Source organism: Halomonas sp. AOP13-D3-9 (assembly GCF_052379125.1).
In the GTDB taxonomy this organism is placed as follows: Bacteria; Pseudomonadota; Gammaproteobacteria; order Pseudomonadales; family Halomonadaceae; genus Vreelandella.
On record NZ_JBQSYH010000006.1, the window covers coordinates 172720 to 190460 of the forward strand.

The 17741-nt window shown below is 54.1% G+C and carries 17 protein-coding genes and 3 tRNA genes; 6 read left to right on the plus strand and 14 right to left on the minus strand.

The window, feature by feature from the left end:
* Positions 1-26 precede the first annotated feature (26 nt).
* Entirely contained in the window at positions 27-1652 is a 1626-nt protein-coding gene (locus ACT3UM_RS08700; protein WP_498897921.1) for a cryptochrome/photolyase family protein, read from the plus strand.
* On the plus strand, positions 1652-2056 hold the full coding sequence (locus ACT3UM_RS08705; RefSeq protein ID WP_498897923.1) for a thiol-disulfide oxidoreductase DCC family protein: 405 nt from the start codon (positions 1652-1654) through the stop codon (positions 2054-2056). Before ACT3UM_RS08700 ends, ACT3UM_RS08705 begins: the two co-directional genes overlap by 1 nt.
* Before the next feature lie 6 nt (positions 2057-2062).
* Here ACT3UM_RS08705 and ACT3UM_RS08710 read toward each other — a convergent pair whose 3' ends face one another.
* The 9 genes from ACT3UM_RS08710 to rnr form a co-directional block, all read right to left on the minus strand.
* Complete coding sequence (locus tag ACT3UM_RS08710; RefSeq protein WP_308337978.1) at positions 2063-2365, minus strand: DUF6482 family protein; 303 nt, start codon at positions 2363-2365, stop codon at positions 2063-2065.
* A gap of 206 nt (positions 2366-2571) precedes the next feature.
* Positions 2572-2865: a hypothetical protein gene (locus ACT3UM_RS08715; protein WP_064234698.1), complete on the minus strand. Its 294-nt coding sequence runs from the start codon at positions 2863-2865 to the stop codon at positions 2572-2574.
* Between the two features lie 122 nt (positions 2866-2987).
* Positions 2988-4376, minus strand: a complete 1389-nt coding sequence (dnaB, locus tag ACT3UM_RS08720; RefSeq protein WP_007113333.1) for a replicative DNA helicase — start codon at positions 4374-4376, stop codon at positions 2988-2990.
* Between the two features lie 259 nt (positions 4377-4635).
* Positions 4636-5082: a 50S ribosomal protein L9 gene (rplI, locus tag ACT3UM_RS08725; RefSeq protein ID WP_498897926.1), complete on the minus strand. Its 447-nt coding sequence runs from the start codon at positions 5080-5082 to the stop codon at positions 4636-4638.
* 15 nt (positions 5083-5097) lie between these two features.
* Positions 5098-5949, minus strand: a complete 852-nt coding sequence (locus ACT3UM_RS08730; protein WP_498898032.1) for a hypothetical protein — start codon at positions 5947-5949, stop codon at positions 5098-5100.
* Between the two features lie 12 nt (positions 5950-5961).
* Positions 5962-6189 (minus strand): 30S ribosomal protein S18, encoded by a 228-nt coding sequence (gene rpsR, locus ACT3UM_RS08735; RefSeq protein WP_007113337.1) that lies wholly within the window; start codon positions 6187-6189, stop codon positions 5962-5964.
* A 33-nt stretch (positions 6190-6222) separates the two neighbouring features.
* Positions 6223-6600, minus strand: coding sequence for a 30S ribosomal protein S6 (gene rpsF / locus ACT3UM_RS08740; RefSeq protein ID WP_007113338.1), 378 nt, complete (start codon positions 6598-6600; stop codon positions 6223-6225).
* A 234-nt stretch (positions 6601-6834) separates the two neighbouring features.
* Positions 6835-7620, minus strand: coding sequence for a 23S rRNA (guanosine(2251)-2'-O)-methyltransferase RlmB (gene rlmB, locus ACT3UM_RS08745; protein ID WP_498897929.1), 786 nt, complete (start codon positions 7618-7620; stop codon positions 6835-6837).
* Positions 7621-7622: 2 nt separating this feature from the next.
* Positions 7623-10040, minus strand: coding sequence for a ribonuclease R (gene rnr, locus ACT3UM_RS08750; RefSeq protein ID WP_498897931.1), 2418 nt, complete (start codon positions 10038-10040; stop codon positions 7623-7625).
* A gap of 249 nt (positions 10041-10289) precedes the next feature.
* Between rnr and ACT3UM_RS08755 the strand changes: the two genes are divergently transcribed.
* The 3 genes from ACT3UM_RS08755 to ACT3UM_RS08765 all read left to right on the plus strand — a co-directional run bounded on the left by ACT3UM_RS08755 (position 10290) and on the right by ACT3UM_RS08765 (position 10654).
* A tRNA-Leu gene (locus ACT3UM_RS08755) sits at positions 10290-10376 on the plus strand.
* A 59-nt stretch (positions 10377-10435) separates the two neighbouring features.
* Positions 10436-10522: transfer RNA gene (locus ACT3UM_RS08760), tRNA-Leu, on the plus strand.
* 45 nt (positions 10523-10567) lie between these two features.
* Positions 10568-10654: transfer RNA gene (locus tag ACT3UM_RS08765), tRNA-Leu, on the plus strand.
* 86 nt (positions 10655-10740) lie between these two features.
* On the opposite strand, the gene ACT3UM_RS08770 is transcribed toward ACT3UM_RS08765, so the two are convergent.
* Together ACT3UM_RS08770 and ACT3UM_RS08775 are read right to left on the minus strand one after the other, a co-directional pair.
* Positions 10741-11586 (minus strand): DNA/RNA non-specific endonuclease, encoded by an 846-nt coding sequence (locus ACT3UM_RS08770; protein WP_498897933.1) that lies wholly within the window; start codon positions 11584-11586, stop codon positions 10741-10743.
* Positions 11587-11690: 104 nt separating this feature from the next.
* Positions 11691-11966: an Lrp/AsnC family transcriptional regulator gene (locus tag ACT3UM_RS08775; protein WP_008958975.1), complete on the minus strand. Its 276-nt coding sequence runs from the start codon at positions 11964-11966 to the stop codon at positions 11691-11693.
* Positions 11967-12341: 375 nt separating this feature from the next.
* On the opposite strand from ACT3UM_RS08775, the gene ACT3UM_RS08780 reads away from it, so the two are divergent.
* Positions 12342-12656: a high-potential iron-sulfur protein gene (locus ACT3UM_RS08780; protein WP_498897936.1), complete on the plus strand. Its 315-nt coding sequence runs from the start codon at positions 12342-12344 to the stop codon at positions 12654-12656.
* A gap of 80 nt (positions 12657-12736) precedes the next feature.
* Here the strand turns inward: ACT3UM_RS08780 and ACT3UM_RS08785 are convergent, their stop codons facing one another.
* The 3 genes from ACT3UM_RS08785 to ACT3UM_RS08795 are packed head-to-tail and all read right to left on the minus strand — an operon-like array spanning position 12737 to position 17597.
* Positions 12737-14305: a SpoVR family protein gene (locus ACT3UM_RS08785; protein ID WP_498897937.1), complete on the minus strand. Its 1569-nt coding sequence runs from the start codon at positions 14303-14305 to the stop codon at positions 12737-12739.
* A gap of 44 nt (positions 14306-14349) precedes the next feature.
* Positions 14350-15636 carry a YeaH/YhbH family protein gene (locus ACT3UM_RS08790; RefSeq protein WP_498897939.1) on the minus strand — a complete coding sequence of 429 codons (1287 nt, stop codon included), beginning with the start codon at positions 15634-15636 and terminating at the stop codon, positions 14350-14352.
* Positions 15637-15674: 38 nt separating this feature from the next.
* The gene (locus ACT3UM_RS08795; protein WP_498897941.1) at positions 15675-17597 is read right to left on the minus strand and encodes a PrkA family serine protein kinase; all 1923 of its coding nucleotides are present in this window, start codon (positions 17595-17597) and stop codon (positions 15675-15677) included.
* Between the last annotated feature and the right edge of the window lie 144 nt (positions 17598-17741).

A 17741-nucleotide genomic window follows, 5' to 3' on the forward strand; every position in this document is an offset into this window, starting at 1 on the left:
TTATTTGTATAACTCCGAGGCAATTCATGTCCAAGCCTTTGCTTTTGGTTCTTGGTGACCAGCTCTCTTTTTCACTAACAACGCTGCAAGACGCCCCCGCCAATGCCGTGGTTGCCCTTTGCGAAGTGGCTGAAGAAGCCCGCTATGTGCCGCATCATATACATAAAATCGGCCTCTTTTTGGCCGCCATGCGTCACTTTGCCCAAGCGCTGCGTGAAAAAGGCTTTCAAGTCCACTACAGCGCTCTGGACGATGCGGATAACTGTCACTCCCTCATTGATGAAGCTGAGCGCATCGCCCAACAGTATGGCTGCGATGAGATACGCGTTGCCCGACCAGGTGAATGGCGGCTGTGGGAGGCGATGCAGCAGCGCAAAGACGCAACGACTCCATGGCGGCTACTTGAAGATGAGCGCTTCTTTACCACGCCAAAGGATTTCGCCAACTGGGCCACAGGCCGCAAGCAGCTGCGCCTAGAATACTTTTATCGCGAGCAGCGCAAGCGTACCGGGATCTTGATGGAGGGCAATGAACCCGCTGGCGGCAAGTGGAATTTTGACCACGACAATCGCCAACCTATCAAAGCAGCGCTTGAGTTTCCTGACCTACCACAACACCGCTTTGACGCGCTGACAAAAGACGCATTGGCCGATGCGGAACGCCACTTTGGTGATCACATAGGTTGTGTGGAAAACTTCAACCTGCCGGTCACCCGCCGACAAGCGCTGGTAGATTTAAATCACTTCACTGAGCATGGGCTGGCTGACTTTGGCTGCTATCAAGATGCGATCAGCGATTCAGCGCCCTATCTATATCACTCACGGCTCTCAGCCGCGATGAACCTCGGCTTGCTGTCGCCCCATGAAGTCTGTGCAGCCGTCGAGCAGCGCTACTATGACGGCGATGTGCCAATCAACGCCGCCGAAGGCTTTATCCGCCAAATTCTTGGCTGGCGAGAATACGTACGCGGGCTCTACTGGACACAGATGCCCAACTACAAAAGCGCTAATCAGCTCGGCTTCAACCGCGAGCTACCAGCGTTTTACTGGGATGCAAATACCGACATGCGCTGCCTGCAGCGTGCCATACAGATGACCATCGACAATAGCTACGCCCACCATATTCAACGACTAATGGTCACGGGCAATTTTGCCCTGCTGTGTGGGGTCAAACCCGAGGCGCTATGCGACTGGTACCTGGCTGTTTATGCCGATGCCAGCGAATGGGTGGAATTGCCCAATACCTTGGGCATGGTACTCCATGCGGATGGCGGCTTAATGGGCTCCAAACCTTATTGTGCATCGGGTAAATATATCGACAAGATGTCAGATCATTGCCAGCACTGTCGCTACTCACCTAAGCAGTTTACAGGGCCAAAGGCCTGCCCTTTCAACAGCCTTTACTGGCACTTTCTAGAAAACAACGCCGAGCAATTGAACCAGAACCCGCGCATGAAGCTAATTTACGGCTCGCTTAGCAGAATGTCCGATGACAAGCGCGAAGCAATGCGCCAACAGGCTGAAAGCTTCTTGGCGCAACTGGAAGTATCACCTGGCTACGGGCAAGCCTGTCACACCGCAGGTTATGCCACTCCCACAAGCGATGCCAATACGATCGATACCCATACGATCAGTACACACCAGGAGTCATAATGAGCCGCTATGCACCACTGCACGCTGCACCACCGGTCACGCTATTTCACGACGGCCACTGCCCCTTCTGCCAACAGGAAGTCGCGTGGCTGGAGAAGCATCGCTACCGGGAACATATTACGCTGGTGGATATTCAGGCTCGGGACTTTAACGCCCATGAGTATGAGAAAGAATTTAACGCCATGATGGGCCAGTTGCACCTGCGCGACAGCCAAGGAGCGTGGTTTATCGGTATGGATGCCAGCCGTGCCCTCTATGCAGTGTTGGGCTATCGGCGGCTGGTGAGGTTGTCGTGCTTACCGGGTCTATACGGCGCAATGAACGCCGGTTACCGGTTTTTTGCCCGTCGCCGAATTCGGCTTGGGCGGTGGTGGGAAAAGCGTCAGGCTAAACGTCAGAGATGAGTAGTGTTAAAAGACAAGCGGCATACGCGATGTTAGCGGCTCACTATAGTGCGCATCGCGGCCAATCACTTCATCGTGGGGCACGTGCTGAACCAGGTAGGCGCGGTGTATCCCTGCGCGCTTGAGATCCATATAGGCATCGTCCAACGAGCGAAATAGCATCGGCTTGGCACGCTGCATCAGCATATGGCGCTCGCCTTCAACGTCTTCCAGCTCAATCTGATAAAAACGGCTGCCCGAATGGGTAATCACGCGAATTTCAAAGTTGTCGTGACTGGCGACAAACTGCTTAAGATCCTTCAGTTCCATGGTTCCCTCCTATTATTTGGCTATTGCATACATTATGTCAGACGGTATGTCTTCAGCATATGTCATCAGGGCACAGCATGCCTGCACCCGATGACACTTCTGTTGCCTCGTTATTGCAGTGTAATGACAACAAGCAATAAACAAACATTAATAGCTAGGAAGTCAATAGTCCAAGAGAGTTCCTGACCAAAAGGTCAAAATATCAATCATTGGTATTCAGAGGGATCGATGGCTTTGCCAAGCGAATTGCGGTCAATCCAATTGCCGCCTTTAGTCTCTTTATAGCGGAACACGACGTTGTCTCCCACTGTTACCGGCAGCTCACCATCTTCCGTTTGGTAACTATACTTCTCGCCCGCGACCACCAAATGGTAGCGATAAAGGTCTGGCATACCCAGCCACTCTTTGAAAGGGCCTTCCCGTTCTATCGCCTCTAGCTCGCCGCGACCTTCTAACTTAGGAAGACGCTGCCGGTTACCGCGCCGAAATCCACCTGCCATTTGCTGCTCCCGTTTTTACATATCGTGGGTGAGGCATTATACGAGCTCGCCCCTCATCCTCAAGTGACTTATCACTAACCTGTCACCACAAACCCGTCATCACTAACTTAGATATTACAAACCTAGTCGCCGAAGGCTTGGCCGTAACTATCCGGGGCCAAGTCCTCAAAGCGGGTATATTTGCCGATAAACGCCATATGCACCGTACCGATAGGGCCATTACGCTGCTTACCGATAATTAATTCAGCAATCCCCTGATTGTCAGGGTTATCTGGGTTATAGACTTCATCGCGATAAACGAAGGCAATGACGTCCGCATCCTGCTCAATTGCTCCCGATTCCCTCAAATCCGACATAACCGGGCGCTTGTTAGGACGCTGCTCCAAGGAACGGTTCAACTGGGAAAGTGCCACGACGGGGCAATTAAACTCTTTCGCCAACCCCTTCAAGGAGCGCGAAATCTCGGAAATCTCACCGGTACGGTTTTCACTAAAGCCGGGGATCTGCATCAGCTGAAGATAATCGATCATCACCAGTGCGATATTACCGTGCTCACGCACCACCCGGCGAAGCCGTGAGCGCATTTCGTTGGGTGACAAAGCCGCGGTATCGTCGATAAACAGCTGCTTGTCTTTGAGTAGATTGACCGCAGACGTCAAGCGCGGCCAATCTTCATCTTCCAATTGTCCGGTACGCACTCGGGTTTGATCAATCCGACCTAGCGACGACAGCATCCTCAGCATCAGCGACTCTGCGGGCATCTCCATGGAGAACACCATCACCGGCTTGTCGCTGGAGATAACCGCATGCTCCACCAAGTTCATAGCGAAGGTGGTTTTGCCCATTGAGGGCCTTCCGGCGATGACCACCATATCCGAAGGCTGTAACCCGGTGGTCATTTCATCCAGGTCACGGAAACCCGTGGAAAGACCGGTCATCTCACCTTTCAGGTTAAACAGCTCGTCGATACGATCAACGGCCTTGGTCAGCAGATCACTCATGCCGATAGGGCCGCCGGTCTTGGGACGCTCCTCGGCAATCTGGAACACCAATCGCTCGGCTTCATTGAGCAACTCATCCGCCGGGCGCCCCTGCGGGGTAAAGGCACTATCGGCAATTTGATTGGCGGCACGAATCAGCTTACGCAGCGTTGCTCGCTCGCGCACGATATCAGCGTAGGCGCGAATATTACTGGCAGAGGGCGTGTTACGGGCAAGCTCAGCTAGAAACGCCAGCCCACCGACCGTATCCAAATGATCACGCGCTTCCAGCGCTTCGGAAAGCGTCACTACGTCCAGTGGCTGACCGGCTTCCGCCAGATGGATCATCACGTTGAACACCAGACGGTGCTCATAGCGGTAGAAATCATCAGCGACCAAGCGCTCTGAGACGTTATCCCAGGCCTGGTTGTCCAGCATGAGCCCGCCTAGTACCGATTGCTCCGCCTCCAACGAATGCGGCGGCAGTTTTAACGCTGCCGTTTCTTTATCAGCAGAAGGCTGGTCCTGCATAGCGAGCTCCTTTAAACACTACTGCGTAGCCGGTGAAGATGCTTATCTTAGCCGCATGCGTTGCGGCTACCAACATGATCGAGGCGTTGTCTTAAAATACCCAGCGGGGGATGGGCTAGATAGTTTTGGCAACGTCCAAAAAATGGCGAATATTCACAAAAACAAAAGGCGCGGGAGAAACCCCGCGCCTTTTGAGGCAGCTATATTAGCTGCAGTTAGTAACGATTTTACGTCGTTACTAACCTCATTACTCGCTCAATTACTCTGCAACGACCACTACGCGTACAACGGCATCCACTTCAGAGTGCAAGTGAAGGGTGATGTCGTATTCGCCGGTTTGACGAATCGGGCCATTCGGCATACGAACTTCACTCTTGGCAATATCGATGCCAGCAGAGGAAATCGCGTCAGCCAAGTCACGCGGACCGATAGAACCAAACAGTTTGCCTTCGTCGCCTGCTTTGGAAACCAAAGACAGTTCGATATCATTCAACTGCTCGGCGCGCACTTCGGCTTCTGCCTTACGCTCAGCGGCTTGCGCTTCGAGCTCAGCACGCTGCGCTTCAAACGCTTCAATATTGTCTTTGGTGGCCGGTACGGCTAAACCGTAAGGCACCAAATAGTTACGACCATAACCAGGCTTGACGGTGACCTTGTCACCCAGGCCGCCCAGCTTACCAATTTTGTCGAGCAGAATGACTTCCATCTCGTAAACCTCTTGTCAGTTGCTGCGGGCAAGGCGTGCGCGAACGTTCGCGAATGTATCAATCAGCCCCAACAGCAGCACAATGAGAATCGTGGGCCAGGTCGTGATCAGTAACACATAAAATGCTACCAGCCACAGCCCGTTCATCCCCTTTATTCCAATAAACCCGTGCACTAACGCAACGCCAGCTACCAACAGCGGAATCCAACCCAGCATCGCCAGAGCATGAGCGCCTAGCAGCATACCTATCACCCCAATAACGACCAGCACGGCCAGCTCTTTAGGGGTCAAGCGTAGTGCGTGGAACTCTTCACGAAAGCCGCCTGGGTTATACAACCCAGCTTGCCAGCTACGCGCAAGCGCCAAACACACAATGGCTGCCAACAGCACCACAAACCCTGTCACTCCACCCACCACCAGTGACGCAATGGTTTGAGTATCGTAGCCCTGATTGGCAAATTCCGTGAGCATGCGATCCACTTCTTCTGAACCTTCACGCAGTTGCTCAAGCATTAGCTCAGTGCCACCTGGCGGACTAAAGATGCCCAGTTGAACCATGACAGCGGCGACCAAGGTCCCCACAATCAGGGTCTCACCCCAACGCATCCTCTCGCGCAGGATAACGGCCATCAGCGTTACCAGCAGTATGCTAGCAAGCGGAATCACGTCCCCCTGGGCCCACCACCAACCGGCCGGTAGTGCTGCGGCGATGATCACCGGTAGCGCAGGTGCAAAACCTTTGCGCAGGGTCATCAACGCAGCAATGGCTGCTCCTAACCAGAACAACCACGGCACTAGCGTTGCCAGAGCCGCCCCGCCTGCAGCGTAAGGCGTGCCCCGCATTAGCCACCGGGCTAGTGCCAGCATCACGTTAAACGCTTACTGGTGGCTATCGGAGTAGGGCAGCAGTGCCAGATAACGCGAGCGCTTAATAGCAGTCGCCAACTGACGCTGATAGCGTGCTTTGGTGCCGGTAATACGGCTTGGAACGATCTTGCCGGTTTCGGTTACGTAGGCCTTCAGCGTGTCCAGATCTTTGTAGTCGATCTGCTTGATGCCTTCAGCGGTAAAGCGGCAAAACTTACGGCGACGGAAAAAACGTGCCATGGACTAGCTCCTTAAAACGTGCAGTGAATAAAATCAGGCAGTTTCTTCTTCTTCAGCGCGCGGTTTTTCTTCGCGACGCGGACGTTTTTCTTCTGCCGGTTTCATCATCGGGGAAGCTTCGGTAACAGCTTCTTTGCAGCGAACAACCAGGCTGCGGATAATGGCGTCGTTGTAACGGAAGATGTTCTCGATCTCGTCGAGAGTCTCGCCGGAACATTCAACGTTCATCAGCACGTAGTGGGCTTTGTGGATCTTGTTGATCGGGTAAGCCAAGTGACGACGACCCCAATCTTCCAGACGGTGCACAGTGCCGCTATTTTCGGTAACGATGCTGGTGTAGCGCTCGACCATCGCCGGCACCTGCTCGCTTTGATCCGGGTGGACCATAAACACGATTTCGTAATGACGCATGGGATCTCCTTGCGGTTTGACAGCTTCCATTGTGTGCTACTGCTTAAGGCAATAATCGACGACAAGGAAGCAAGGAGTTAACTGAAGTGCTCCGCCACCGCGCTAGGCAGTCATCGGGGCATCAAACAGAACTTTTATTTCAACAACGATATCAATTACTGTTTCAACGACTAGTTCTCACAGCTAACGCCCGCTTGCAGACAAACGGGCGCATGTATCTTAGTAGTACGGCGGTTAACTTGCAAGCTGGCGCTGACGGACAGCCTCAAACAGACAAATACCGGTGGCCACCGAAACATTGAGACTCGACACTTCTCCTGCCATAGGCAGCTTGGCTAGATTGTCGCACGCCTCCCGGGTTAACCGGCGCATGCCCTTACCTTCAGCTCCCATCACCAGTGCGGTGGGGCCGGTCATATCGATGTCAAAGACGCTGGCTTCAGCCTCACCTGCCGTACCGGTTATCCACACACCGGCATCTTTTAGCTTGGCGAGCGTACGCGCCAGATTGGTGACTTGATAAACCGGCACCACTTCGGCAGCACCACAAGCGACTTTACGCACCGTTGCGTTGAGCGGTGCGGCTTTATCCTTCGCCACAATCACCCCATGAGCACCGGCGGCATCAGCGCTGCGCAGGCAGGCGCCGAAGTTATGCACGTCGGTCACGCCATCCAAAATCAGCAGAAGCGGCGGTGTATTCGAGGGCCAGGCGCGCAGCTTAAGCCAGAGCGACTCTTCACCTTCAGGGGTTAACGGCGGACAGAACGCCACCACCCCCTGATGGGCCGCGCCCTGAGTTAACTGATCAAGCAGGTCGCGTGGCTGCTCCTTCACTCGGGCGCCTTGGGCCTGAGCATGGGCGACCAGCTCTTTTAAGCGACTACCCGCCCCCTGCTGCACCCAAAGCTCTTGCGGTGCTTCACCTCTGTCTAACAGGCTTTGCAGGGCATGAACGCCGTATACCTGATCCAGGCCATCAGGGGTCTTGGGCCCCCGCCGAGAAGACGCCGACTTCATGCTCAACCCTTATTTGGTGATGGTTTGCGCGGGCCATTACGGGTGCGCCGTGGGCCTCGACGGGTGGCGGGCTTCTCGCTATTGGATTTCTTGTCCCCAGCAGCTTTGGCACTATCTTTTTTAGCACCTGCGCCCTCTTCCCCACCGCGACTCTTACGCGGCTGACGGCGCGGGCGCGGCTTCTCATCATTCAGACCGAAGTCAATCTTACGGTCGTCCATATCAACACGCGCGACCTGAACGGTAAGACCATCGCCTAAGCGGTAGGTCGTGCCGGTGCGCTCGCCTTTAAGGCGGTGCTTCTCAGCCTCGTAATGGTAGTAGTCCGAGGGCAGCGACGTGACATGCACCAGGCCTTCCACATAGAACTCATCCAGACGTACAAACAGGCCGAACTGGGTGACCGACGCAATGGTACCTTCGAAGGTTTCACCGAGTTTGTCGGACATAAACTCGCACTTCAGCCAGCTCTCCACATCACGGGTGGCTTCGTCGGCGCGGCGCTCGGTCATTGAGCAGTGCTCACCCAGCTCCAGCATCTGCTCGAAGGTATACGGGCACCACTTGCTGGGCGGCTCAACCGGCGCACCATCTACGCGCACTACCGTGTTGGTCTGGCGCGGCCCGCGGATCACCGAACGAATAGCGCGGTGCACCAGCAGATCAGGGTAGCGACGAATCGGCGAGGTAAAGTGGGCATAGGCCTGATAGGCCAAACCAAAGTGACCCTCGTTTTGCGGCGAGTAGACCGCCTGATTCATCGAGCGCAGCATGACCGTCTGGATGATATCGAAGTCAGGACGGTCGGCAATCGTTTCACGCAGTGCCTGGTAGTCCTGCGGGGTGGGCATATCGCCACCACCAACCGCAAGGCCTAACTCGTTCAAGAACAAGCGCAGCTTATCAAGCCGTTCAGGCGTCGGCCGCTCGTGAATACGGTACAGAGCTGGCAGGTCATGCTTGTCCAAAAAGCGCGCTGTCGCCACGTTGGCCGCCAGCATGCACTCTTCAATCAGCTTATGCGCATTGTTACGGCTGCGCGGGACGATTTTTTCGATTTTGCGCTCATCATTAAAGATGATCGCCGTTTCAGTGGTATCAAAATCGATCGCACCGCGTTCAGCACGCGCTTCGCGCAGTAAATAGTAAAGCTCTTCAAGATTTTTCAGCGGCTTCACCAGCTCGCTGTGCTCGGCTCTTAGCGCTTCGCCCTCTTCGCTCTCCTCATCAAGAATCGCGGCCACCTTGTTATAGGTAAGGCGAGCGTGGGAATTCATGACGGCTTCATAGAAGCGGTAGCGGCTAATCGCACCGGTCTGAGAGATATTCATCTCGCACACCAGTACCAGGCGATCCACGTGAGGATTCAGCGAGCAGAGCCCATTGGAGAGTAGCTCCGGCAGCATGGGAACCACTTGGCCAGGGAAGTAGACCGAGTTACCCCGGGTGCGGCCTTCATCATCCAGCGGCGTACCGGGACGCACATAGTGGGAAACATCGGCAATGGCGACGAGAAGCTTCCAGCTACCTGATTTGGTTTTCCAGGCACACACCGCATCATCAAAGTCTTTGGCAGACTCATCGTCAATAGTGACCAGCGGCACATCGCGCAAATCAACGCGGTGCTGCTTATCCTCTTCCAGCACTTCGGCTGAAATACCGCCAATTTGGTCGAGCACTTCCGGCGGAAATTCCGCAGGAATATCGTAACTGCGAATCGCAATATCGATTTCCATACCAGGATCCATACGATCCCCCAACACTTCAATCACCTCCCCCACCGGCTGAACACGCGTCGCCGGCTGCTGGACAATCCTGGCCGAAATGACCTGACCATCTTTAGCGCCGCCGGTAGCGCTATGGGGAATAATCACTTCCTGGGTAATACGCGGGTTTTCCGGTATCAGAATGCCAAATTCAGGGGTATTGCTGCGATAAACACCGACCATTGTCTGGGTGTTACGCGCAATCACATCGGCAATGGTGGCTTCATCACGGCCACGACGATCGCGCCCACTAATCCGCGCCAGTACGTGGTCGCCGTGAAAGACACGGCGCATTTGGCGCGGCGGCAATACCAGGTCGGGTTTTTTGCCATCATCGCGGAGCAGAAAACCAAAGCCGTCACGGTGCCCAAGTACCTTGCCTTTGACCAGATCGAGCTTGTCGATCAGCGCATAGGCACCGCGGCGATCGCGTAGCACTTGGCCGTCGCGCTCCATCGCCGCTAATCGGCGCCTAACGGCTTCAATCAGTTCTTCGTCTTCCAGCCCCAGCATGCGGCTCATATTTTCGTGGGTGATCGGCTTGCCATAGCTTTCTAAGGCAGCAAGCAGGTACTCACGGCTTGGCGCTGGGTTGCCATATTTATGCGCCTCGCGCTCGGCGTGCGGATCATCACTTAACGTCCAATACTTCATACGAGCAACATCCTTGAAGGCGTCATTTGCGCGAGGCATAAAAAAGGCGCAAACGCGGTGCGTTGCGGGCTAGGTATTTCAACGCTTGATAGGCTGAAATGAATAGGGTTTTGTTTAGTCATAGGCGCAGTATAGCGCTGCACGTGCAATCACCCAACCGTCTTAGCCGTTGTTTACACAATTTGCTTTATAAAAAGCGCCTGCGGGGTCTTGCATTTAACCTTCACCCCGGTATTATACGCGCCACTTGCCCAGATGGCGGAATTGGTAGACGCGCTAGCTTCAGGTGCTAGTGTCCGTATGGACGTGGAGGTTCAAGTCCTCTTCTGGGCACCAAACTGCTTTTATGCTATTTATTGATATGAGCAGCAAGGTGTTAGGCAAGGTTTGTGTTCGCCCAGGTGGCGGAATTGGTAGACGCGCTAGCTTCAGGTGCTAGTGTCTGTATGGACGTGGAGGTTCAAGTCCTCTCCTGGGCACCATACGAACACAAACGGTAAGTAGTTAATCTAAGCGTTAGATGATGCGCCCAGGTGGCGGAATTGGTAGACGCGCTAGCTTCAGGTGCTAGTGTCCGTATGGACGTGGAGGTTCAAGTCCTCTCCTGGGCACCATGATTTATCCATGGGCCAGTCCGCATCATTACTCTCTCTATTAAATGCTTGTTCGCCCCCCCCTTTTTTTCGAAGCATTCCCCAGATTACTGGAACCTGCCCGGACGTCGTGCCACTTCGTCAAGTGCCCACCCCTGTATACGCAACTCTCCTTCCAATACAGACTCTACTTCCGTTGCTAACTCTGGGAAGAAGTTAAGCCCTGTGCGTGCCTCAATCTCATCGATGGTCACCAAATAGTCATCCAGCGGCTCATTGCCCCGAACGTCTTGTGGCATGATGAACGCCAACGCCAATGGTGCCTCATTGTGCGGCGCCACTATGATCTTGTAAAAAGCCGAAGGCACTTCGACCAGTCCCACCCGGTTGAACACGTTATCCATAAAGTGTTCTGGAAAAATGGGGCCGGTAATCACTTGCAAACGGTCAAAACGCGGCGCGAAGTGATCCATGACCGCTTCTTCCAACCGCTGCCAGAGCTGTCGGTTCAGGTTGGGCCGCTGGGGGGTCATATTACTCATTAGGAAAGTATCGACCTGAGCGCTGCGCCCATGCACCGCTGCAATGGCGTAGTTTGGCGCTAAATGGCCCCGGTCGTAGCCGCTTCCCGCATAGCTGTCGGTGCCCACAGGCCATAGCGTGCGCCAATCGGCTTGAAAATTAGGCCGCGAACCGATGCGAGAATCGTCTACCGCTGCAACCTGATAGCTGACCCATAGCGGATTGACCCGCACATCGGACCAGCCAACCAAGTAGCCATCATTGCGCAACACCCGGTGCATTGTCGTGGGGCTAAACTCTTCCCAGGTGGGCACCCCCATCCAAGTGTAGGCATCTTTATGCTGGCGCTCCTGAAACTCCCACAGCCCTGTGCCAACGACGACAAATAGCACGGCGATGCCTAAGCGTCGCCCCTGACGACGCCAGCTCAAAAGCGATGTTCCCAACAGACTTTCCCCTTTTTAATGCTTATTTAGCGCTTTGCATTTGTTAATACGCTAGTGGTCGTTGTGCGAGTTACCCAAGCAATAAAAGGTTACCAACCCAAAGAGAACATGGTTTCAAGATCGTGACGAGAGTGAACCTGCATGGCATTGAGGGTTTCTGTATCGCTAATCCCTTCCACGGCGTTTAAGCGCTCAGTCACCAGCTCGGCCAGGCTTTCAAAATCACGGGTGCGGGCAATCGCGACAAGGTCGTAGCGGCCACAGGTGGAGTAAACCTCACTGATCCCCTCCACATCGGCCAGCCGCTCGGCCACAGCCTTGACCTGGCCCTTATCGGTATTGATTAAAATGACTGCGTTTTGCATGGCGCGCCTCTTTAGCGAAAAAATATTCAAAAAAATAGTTTAGAGAAAATAGCCATAAAAAATAGCCATAAACAGTAGTGTTAAAGCTGGGCAGAGTATAGCAGCGACGGGGAAGCGAGCGCAGCACCCAACGACAGCGTGACCAATTGTCGCTATACCAGCAGCAGTATTCGCACAACCCTTGTACATCCGCTAGCATGTAGTTGAAGTATAGGATTAGAAGATATGGCTGGTTGAAAATAACTGGTTGAAAAATACAGCTGATTAAAAGATGTAGCAGAGAGCTCCGGCTTGTAAGATTATGCGGAGCATCAAGAGGTGGATAACCACCCGATAACGTGACCAAACGTCAGACCGTGACGATGAGGAGTAATCATGGCTAATAAAAGCCGTCGTGACTTCATGCGCAACAGCATGTTGGGCCTTGCCGCCCTTCCGCTGGGTGTCGGCATTCTTTCCAAGAGTGCTTTCGCCCAAGAGCTGCCGCGTCTTGATCCTTCCGCAAGCAACGCCCAGGCACTGAACTACGTAGAAGACGCCAGCGAAGCCAGCGACCACCCTGCTTATGAAGAGGGCGAGCGCTGCGATAATTGCATGTTCTTTAATGCAGAGACTGAGGGTTGCCAGCTATTTCCGGAGAATAGCGTAGCACCTGCTGGCTGGTGCCAATCCTGGACGGCTCAAGCTTAAGCATTTAACACTTGATAGTCGTATAAGCACCCCTACCCCGCTATTTGAGCGGGGTAGTTTTGTTTTAAGCACGCTAGCAGCTATGAAGCCGGGCTTTCATCCTCTACCGGCCAATGAAAACGCCGCGTTACCCTTCCCTCTTCCAAAGAGACAAGATGAACAGGAAAGCCCCATAGCTGCTGAAGATGGCGAATTACCGGGTAAACACTGCGACCTAATGGACGACGGCTATCCTGAACGTGGTGAAGTGTTAGCGAGCGATCCCCGCGAATGGCCGCTTCGACCACTTGAATATTGGGTTCGCGGACAGAGAGCGCGTACTGGGTTGCAAGCGCCTCACGCACCTGACGGTAACCCTGTTCGTTATGAATTGCTGCGACTTCAAGCGTCTCAACCTGATCGTCGTCCACCACCAAAAACAGCTTATGATCGCGCATCACCTTTGGCGATAAAAACTGCTGAATAAACGACTCATCCTTGAAGTTGCGCATGGCAAACTCCAGCGTATCCCGCCATGGCGATCCTGCTATATCAGGAAACCATTCGCGATCCTCATCGGTAGGCGCTTCACAGATCCGTTTAATATCCATAAAGATCGCGAAGCCCAGTGCATAGGGGTTAATCCCACTGAAGTGGGGGTTATCAAAATCAGGTTGGTTAATGACCGCTGCATGAGACTGCAAAAACTCTAGCATCAAACCTTCATCGACATTGCCATCGTCGTAGAGGCGATTCATCAAGGTGTAGTGCCAAAAACACGCCCAGCCCTCATTCATGACCTGGGTTTGCCGCTGGGGATAAAAATACTGCGCCAGTTTACGCACAATGCGCACGATTTCACGCTGCCAGGGCGCCAGTAGCGGGGCGTTTTTCTCAATAAAGTAGAGCAGGTTCTCCTGGGGTTCCGAAGGATAACGCCCGCCACTATGCAGCCCCAGCGGATCATCCTCTTCTGGTGACAAACTGCCTAGCAAACGTTCACCGTCCTCAGCGTTATCGGGAATCGTGCGCCACAGCAGGTTCACCTGGGTTTGCAGGTAGCTTTCACGCTCCTCCTGGCGCTTCGCTTCCTCTTCGGCAGAGATCGGCGAGGGGCGCTTGTAACGGTCGACCCCGTAGTTTTGCAGCGCATGGCAAGCATCCAGTAGCTGCTCAACGGCCTGCACGCCGTGGCGTTCTTCACACTTGGCGATATATTTACGCGCAAACACCAGGTAATCGACAATGGAAGAGGCGTCGGTCCAGGTACGAAACAGGTAGTTACCCTTAAAAAAGGAGTTATGGCCGTAGCAGGCGTGGGCCATCACCAGCACCTGCATCATCAGCGTGTTCTCCTCCATTAGGTAGGCGATGCAAGGGTCAGAATTAATCACCAGTTCATAGGCCAAGCCCATCTGGCCGCGTTTATACGCCTGCTCAACGGCTAGAAACTGCTTGCCAAACGACCAGTGGTGATAGCCCACTGGCATGCCCACACTGGCGTAGGCATCCATCATCTGCTCGGTCGTGATGACTTCTATCTGATTGGGATAGGTATCCAGCCGATACTCATCGGCGAGCCTGGCCAGCTCCGCATCAAAACGCTCCAGCACGCTGAAGTTCCAATCGGAGCCGGTGGCAATCGGCTTACGCTTGCGGGTCGCACTCATAGCCCCCTCCTCTGCACGCGGTCACTAACCTGTATACAAGGTCACTAGGATTGGCTTAAGCGGCGCTTAAACAGTTCACGAAAGACCGGATAAATATCGCCCGCCTCCACAATCTGGCGCATGGCAAAGCGTTCGGGGAACTCTTTCACCACACTTTCATACTCATGCCATAGTGACTGATGGTCATGGGGCGTGATCTCAACGTAGGCGTAGTACTGCAGCTGCGGCATTAACTGTTTGACCAGTAAGTCACGGCAAATATTCGAGTCATCGTCCCAGTTATCACCATCGGAAGCCTGGGCCACGTATAGATTCCATTGACCAACGGGGTAGCGCTTTTCGATAATTTTATTCACTAGGTTCAGCGCACTGGAAACTATCGTACCGCCGGTTTCCCGCGAGTAGAAAAACTCCTCTTCACTGACTTCCCGGGCAGCCGTATGGTGGCGCACAAAAACCAGTTCGACTTTCTCGTAGTGCTTCTCCAAAAACAGGTAAAGCAGCAGGAAAAACCGTTTGGCGATGTCTTTGTGGTTTTGGGTCATCGAACCGGAGACATCCATGACGCAAAACATCACTGCTTGATTGGAGGGCTGCGGCTGGGCGCTTAGTTGGTGGTAGCGCAGGTCGTAGGTGTCAATAAACGGCACCCCGGCGATGCGCTTCTCCAGGCGCTCAATTTCGGCTTTAAGCTCGGCAATGCGGGCTGGGTTACGCAGAACCGTGTCCTTGCGTTCTTCGGCCTCCAGGGCATCAATCGCTTCTTTTAGCGCCCGCTTAATCGGCGCGCGCATGGCAATGCGCCGGGCATAGGCCTCACGCATCGAGCGGGTAATGCTAATTCGAGAGGGTACGCCATCGCGGGAGAGCCCCGCCCGCACCATTTTGACCTCTTCCAGCGACTTCAGCGGCTTGCGCTGCAGATGGGGCAGCTCCAGGCCATCAAACACAAACTCCAAGAACTCTTCACGGCTAAGGGTAAAGGCGAACTCATCGACGCCTTCACCCTGGTTAGAGGCCCCGCCCTCGCCTGCGCCACTGCCGCCCCCCTGGCCACTGGGGCGGCGGATTTTGTCACCGGCGACAAACTCTTTATTGCCGGGGGAAACGATATTCCGCGCCCCGCCCGGCCCATGCTGAAAGACCGGCTCGGAGATATCCTTCGCTGGAATCGAGACTTTCTCGCCGCGCTCCATATCGGTAATCGAGCGGCGGTTAACGGCTTCTTCCACCGAGCGCTTAATATGCTTACGGTAGCGCTCCAAAAAGCGCTGACGATTTACCGCGCTTTTATGTTTCGCGTTCGGTCTTCGATCAATAAAGTAGGTCATACGACCTCCTTAGACACCCATCTTAAGCACGCCACTCCTTACTGGGACTTGCGCACCCGCAGATACCACTCGGATAACAACCGCACCTGTTTTTCGGTGTAGCCGCGATCGACCATCCGCGCCACAAAGTCTTCGTGCTTCTTCTGATCCGAGCGGGAAGCCTTGGCATTGAATGAAATCACCGGCAGCAGCTCTTCGGTATTGGCGAACATCTTGTGTTCAATAACACCTTTGAGTTTTTCATAGGACTGCCAGCTGGGGTTCATGCCATTGTTCTGCGCTCGCGCCCTCAGCACAAAATTGACCACCTCGTGGCGGAAATCTTTGGGGTTCGAGATGCCCGCGGGTTTTTCGATTTTCTCCAGCTCTTCGTTGAGCGCCTGGCGGTCTAGCAACTCACCGGTTTCGTGGTCACGGTACTCCTGATCCTGAATCCAGAAGTCTGCGTAGGTCACATAGCGGTCAAAGATATTCTGGCCATACTCGCTGTAGGACTCCAGGTAAGCGGTCTGGATCTCCTTACCGATAAAGTCCACATAGCGCGGCGCCATATACTCTTTGATAAAGCCCAAGTAGCGCTCAAACACTTCCGACGGCAGCTGTTCGCGCTCCAATGCTTGCTCCAACACATACAACAGGTGCACCGGGTTAGCGGCCACCTCGGTGCTATCGAAGTTGAAGACCTTGGAGAGAATCTTAAACGCAAAGCGGGTAGAGAGCCCCTGCATGCCCTCATCGACGCCCGCAGCATCGCGATACTCCTGGATTGACTTGGCGCGGGGGTCGGTGTCCTTGAGATTTTCACCGTCATAGACGCGCATTTTCGAGTAGATATTGGAGTTTTCCGGCGCCTTGAGTCGTGACAGTACCGAGAACTGGGCCAACATGCGCAGCGTATCCGGTGCGCAGGGCGCGGCGTTAAGCGAAGAGTCTTCGAGCAGTTTTTGATAGATCTTGATCTCTTCGGTAACCCGCAGGCAGTAAGGCACTTTGACGATATACACCCGGTCAAGAAACGCTTCATTGTTGCGGTTGTTACGGAACGCCTGCCACTCCGACTCGTTGGAGTGGGCCAGAATCACCCCGTCAAAGGGAATCGCCCCCATACCTTCGGTAGGGTTGTAGTTACCCTCTTGGGTGGCGGTTAACAGTGGATGCAGCACCTTGATCGGCGCCTTAAACATCTCCACAAACTCCATTAGGCCCTGGTTGGATCGGCATAAACCACCGGAGAAGCTGTAGGCATCCGGGTCGTCCTGGGAGTAGAGCTCTAACTGGCGAATATCGACTTTACCCACTAGGGACGAAATATCCTGGTTGTTCTCATCCCCCGGTTCGGTTTTGGAAATCGCGATCTGGTTAAGCCGTGAAGGGTACAAACGCACTACCCGGAACTGGGAGATATCGCCGCCGTACTCTTTCAGCCGTTTTGCCGCCCAGGGCGACATCACGCTGCGTAAATAGCGCTGGGGAATGCCGTACTCTTTCTCCAGCAGTTCGCCATCCTCTTCAGGCGAAAAGAGGCCCAGCGGCGACTCATAAACCGGCGACCCTTTAATGGCGTAAAAGGGTATCCGTTCCATCAACAGTTTAAGACGTTCAGCGAGTGACGACTTACCGCCACCTACCGGGCCAAGCAGGTAAAGGATCTGCTTGCGTTCTTCCAGCCCTTGCGCCGCATGGCGGAAGTAGGAAACGATCTGCTCAATGGCCTCCTCCATACCGTGAAATTCGGCAAAGGCAGGATAGCGGCGAATCACTTTATTGGAAAAAATACGTGATAGACGCGGGTCTTTCGCCGTGTCGATCACTTCAGGTTCGCCTATGGCTTCCAGCATACGCTCGGAGGCGCTGGCATAAACCTTCGGATCACGACGACAAAGCGCCAAGTACTCCTCAAGGCTCATGTCCTCTTGCTGAACGCGGGAAAAACGGTCTTGAACGTGATCAAAGATGCTCATGGAACTCTCCTGTGGCCCATCCCCAGGCAGTCACCGTCAAGCCAAGTGTCTCGCAACGGTGTGCCAAACGAGGTGTCGCTTTTTTAGCGTAGTCAGCATTAGCAAAAAGTGATGACTAAAACCTTCAACGCAGCAGCGATATAG

Excerpts from the sequence above, each read along its gene's own strand:
- ACT3UM_RS08700 (WP_498897921.1), top strand. The coding sequence starts at position 27 with ATGTCCAAGCCTTTGCTTTTGGTTCTTGGTGACCAGCTCTCTTTTTCA.
- ACT3UM_RS08705 (WP_498897923.1), top strand. The coding sequence starts at position 1,652 with ATGAGCCGCTATGCACCACTGCACGCTGCACCACCGGTCACGCTATTT.
- ACT3UM_RS08710 (WP_308337978.1), bottom strand. The coding sequence starts at position 2,365 with ATGGAACTGAAGGATCTTAAGCAGTTTGTCGCCAGTCACGACAACTTT.
- ACT3UM_RS08715 (WP_064234698.1), bottom strand. The coding sequence starts at position 2,865 with ATGGCAGGTGGATTTCGGCGCGGTAACCGGCAGCGTCTTCCTAAGTTA.
- dnaB (WP_007113333.1), bottom strand. The coding sequence starts at position 4,376 with ATGCAGGACCAGCCTTCTGCTGATAAAGAAACGGCAGCGTTAAAACTG.
- rplI (WP_498897926.1), bottom strand. The coding sequence starts at position 5,082 with ATGGAAGTCATTCTGCTCGACAAAATTGGTAAGCTGGGCGGCCTGGGT.
- ACT3UM_RS08730 (WP_498898032.1), bottom strand. The coding sequence starts at position 5,949 with ATGCTGGCACTAGCCCGGTGGCTAATGCGGGGCACGCCTTACGCTGCA.
- rpsR (WP_007113337.1), bottom strand. The coding sequence starts at position 6,189 with ATGGCACGTTTTTTCCGTCGCCGTAAGTTTTGCCGCTTTACCGCTGAA.
- rpsF (WP_007113338.1), bottom strand. The coding sequence starts at position 6,600 with ATGCGTCATTACGAAATCGTGTTTATGGTCCACCCGGATCAAAGCGAG.
- rlmB (WP_498897929.1), bottom strand. The coding sequence starts at position 7,620 with ATGAAGTCGGCGTCTTCTCGGCGGGGGCCCAAGACCCCTGATGGCCTG.
- rnr (WP_498897931.1), bottom strand. The coding sequence starts at position 10,040 with ATGAAGTATTGGACGTTAAGTGATGATCCGCACGCCGAGCGCGAGGCG.
- ACT3UM_RS08775 (WP_008958975.1), bottom strand. The coding sequence starts at position 11,966 with ATGCAAAACGCAGTCATTTTAATCAATACCGATAAGGGCCAGGTCAAG.
- ACT3UM_RS08780 (WP_498897936.1), top strand. The coding sequence starts at position 12,342 with ATGGCTAATAAAAGCCGTCGTGACTTCATGCGCAACAGCATGTTGGGC.
- ACT3UM_RS08785 (WP_498897937.1), bottom strand. The coding sequence starts at position 14,305 with ATGAGTGCGACCCGCAAGCGTAAGCCGATTGCCACCGGCTCCGATTGG.
- ACT3UM_RS08790 (WP_498897939.1), bottom strand. The coding sequence starts at position 15,636 with ATGACCTACTTTATTGATCGAAGACCGAACGCGAAACATAAAAGCGCG.
- ACT3UM_RS08795 (WP_498897941.1), bottom strand. The coding sequence starts at position 17,597 with ATGAGCATCTTTGATCACGTTCAAGACCGTTTTTCCCGCGTTCAGCAA.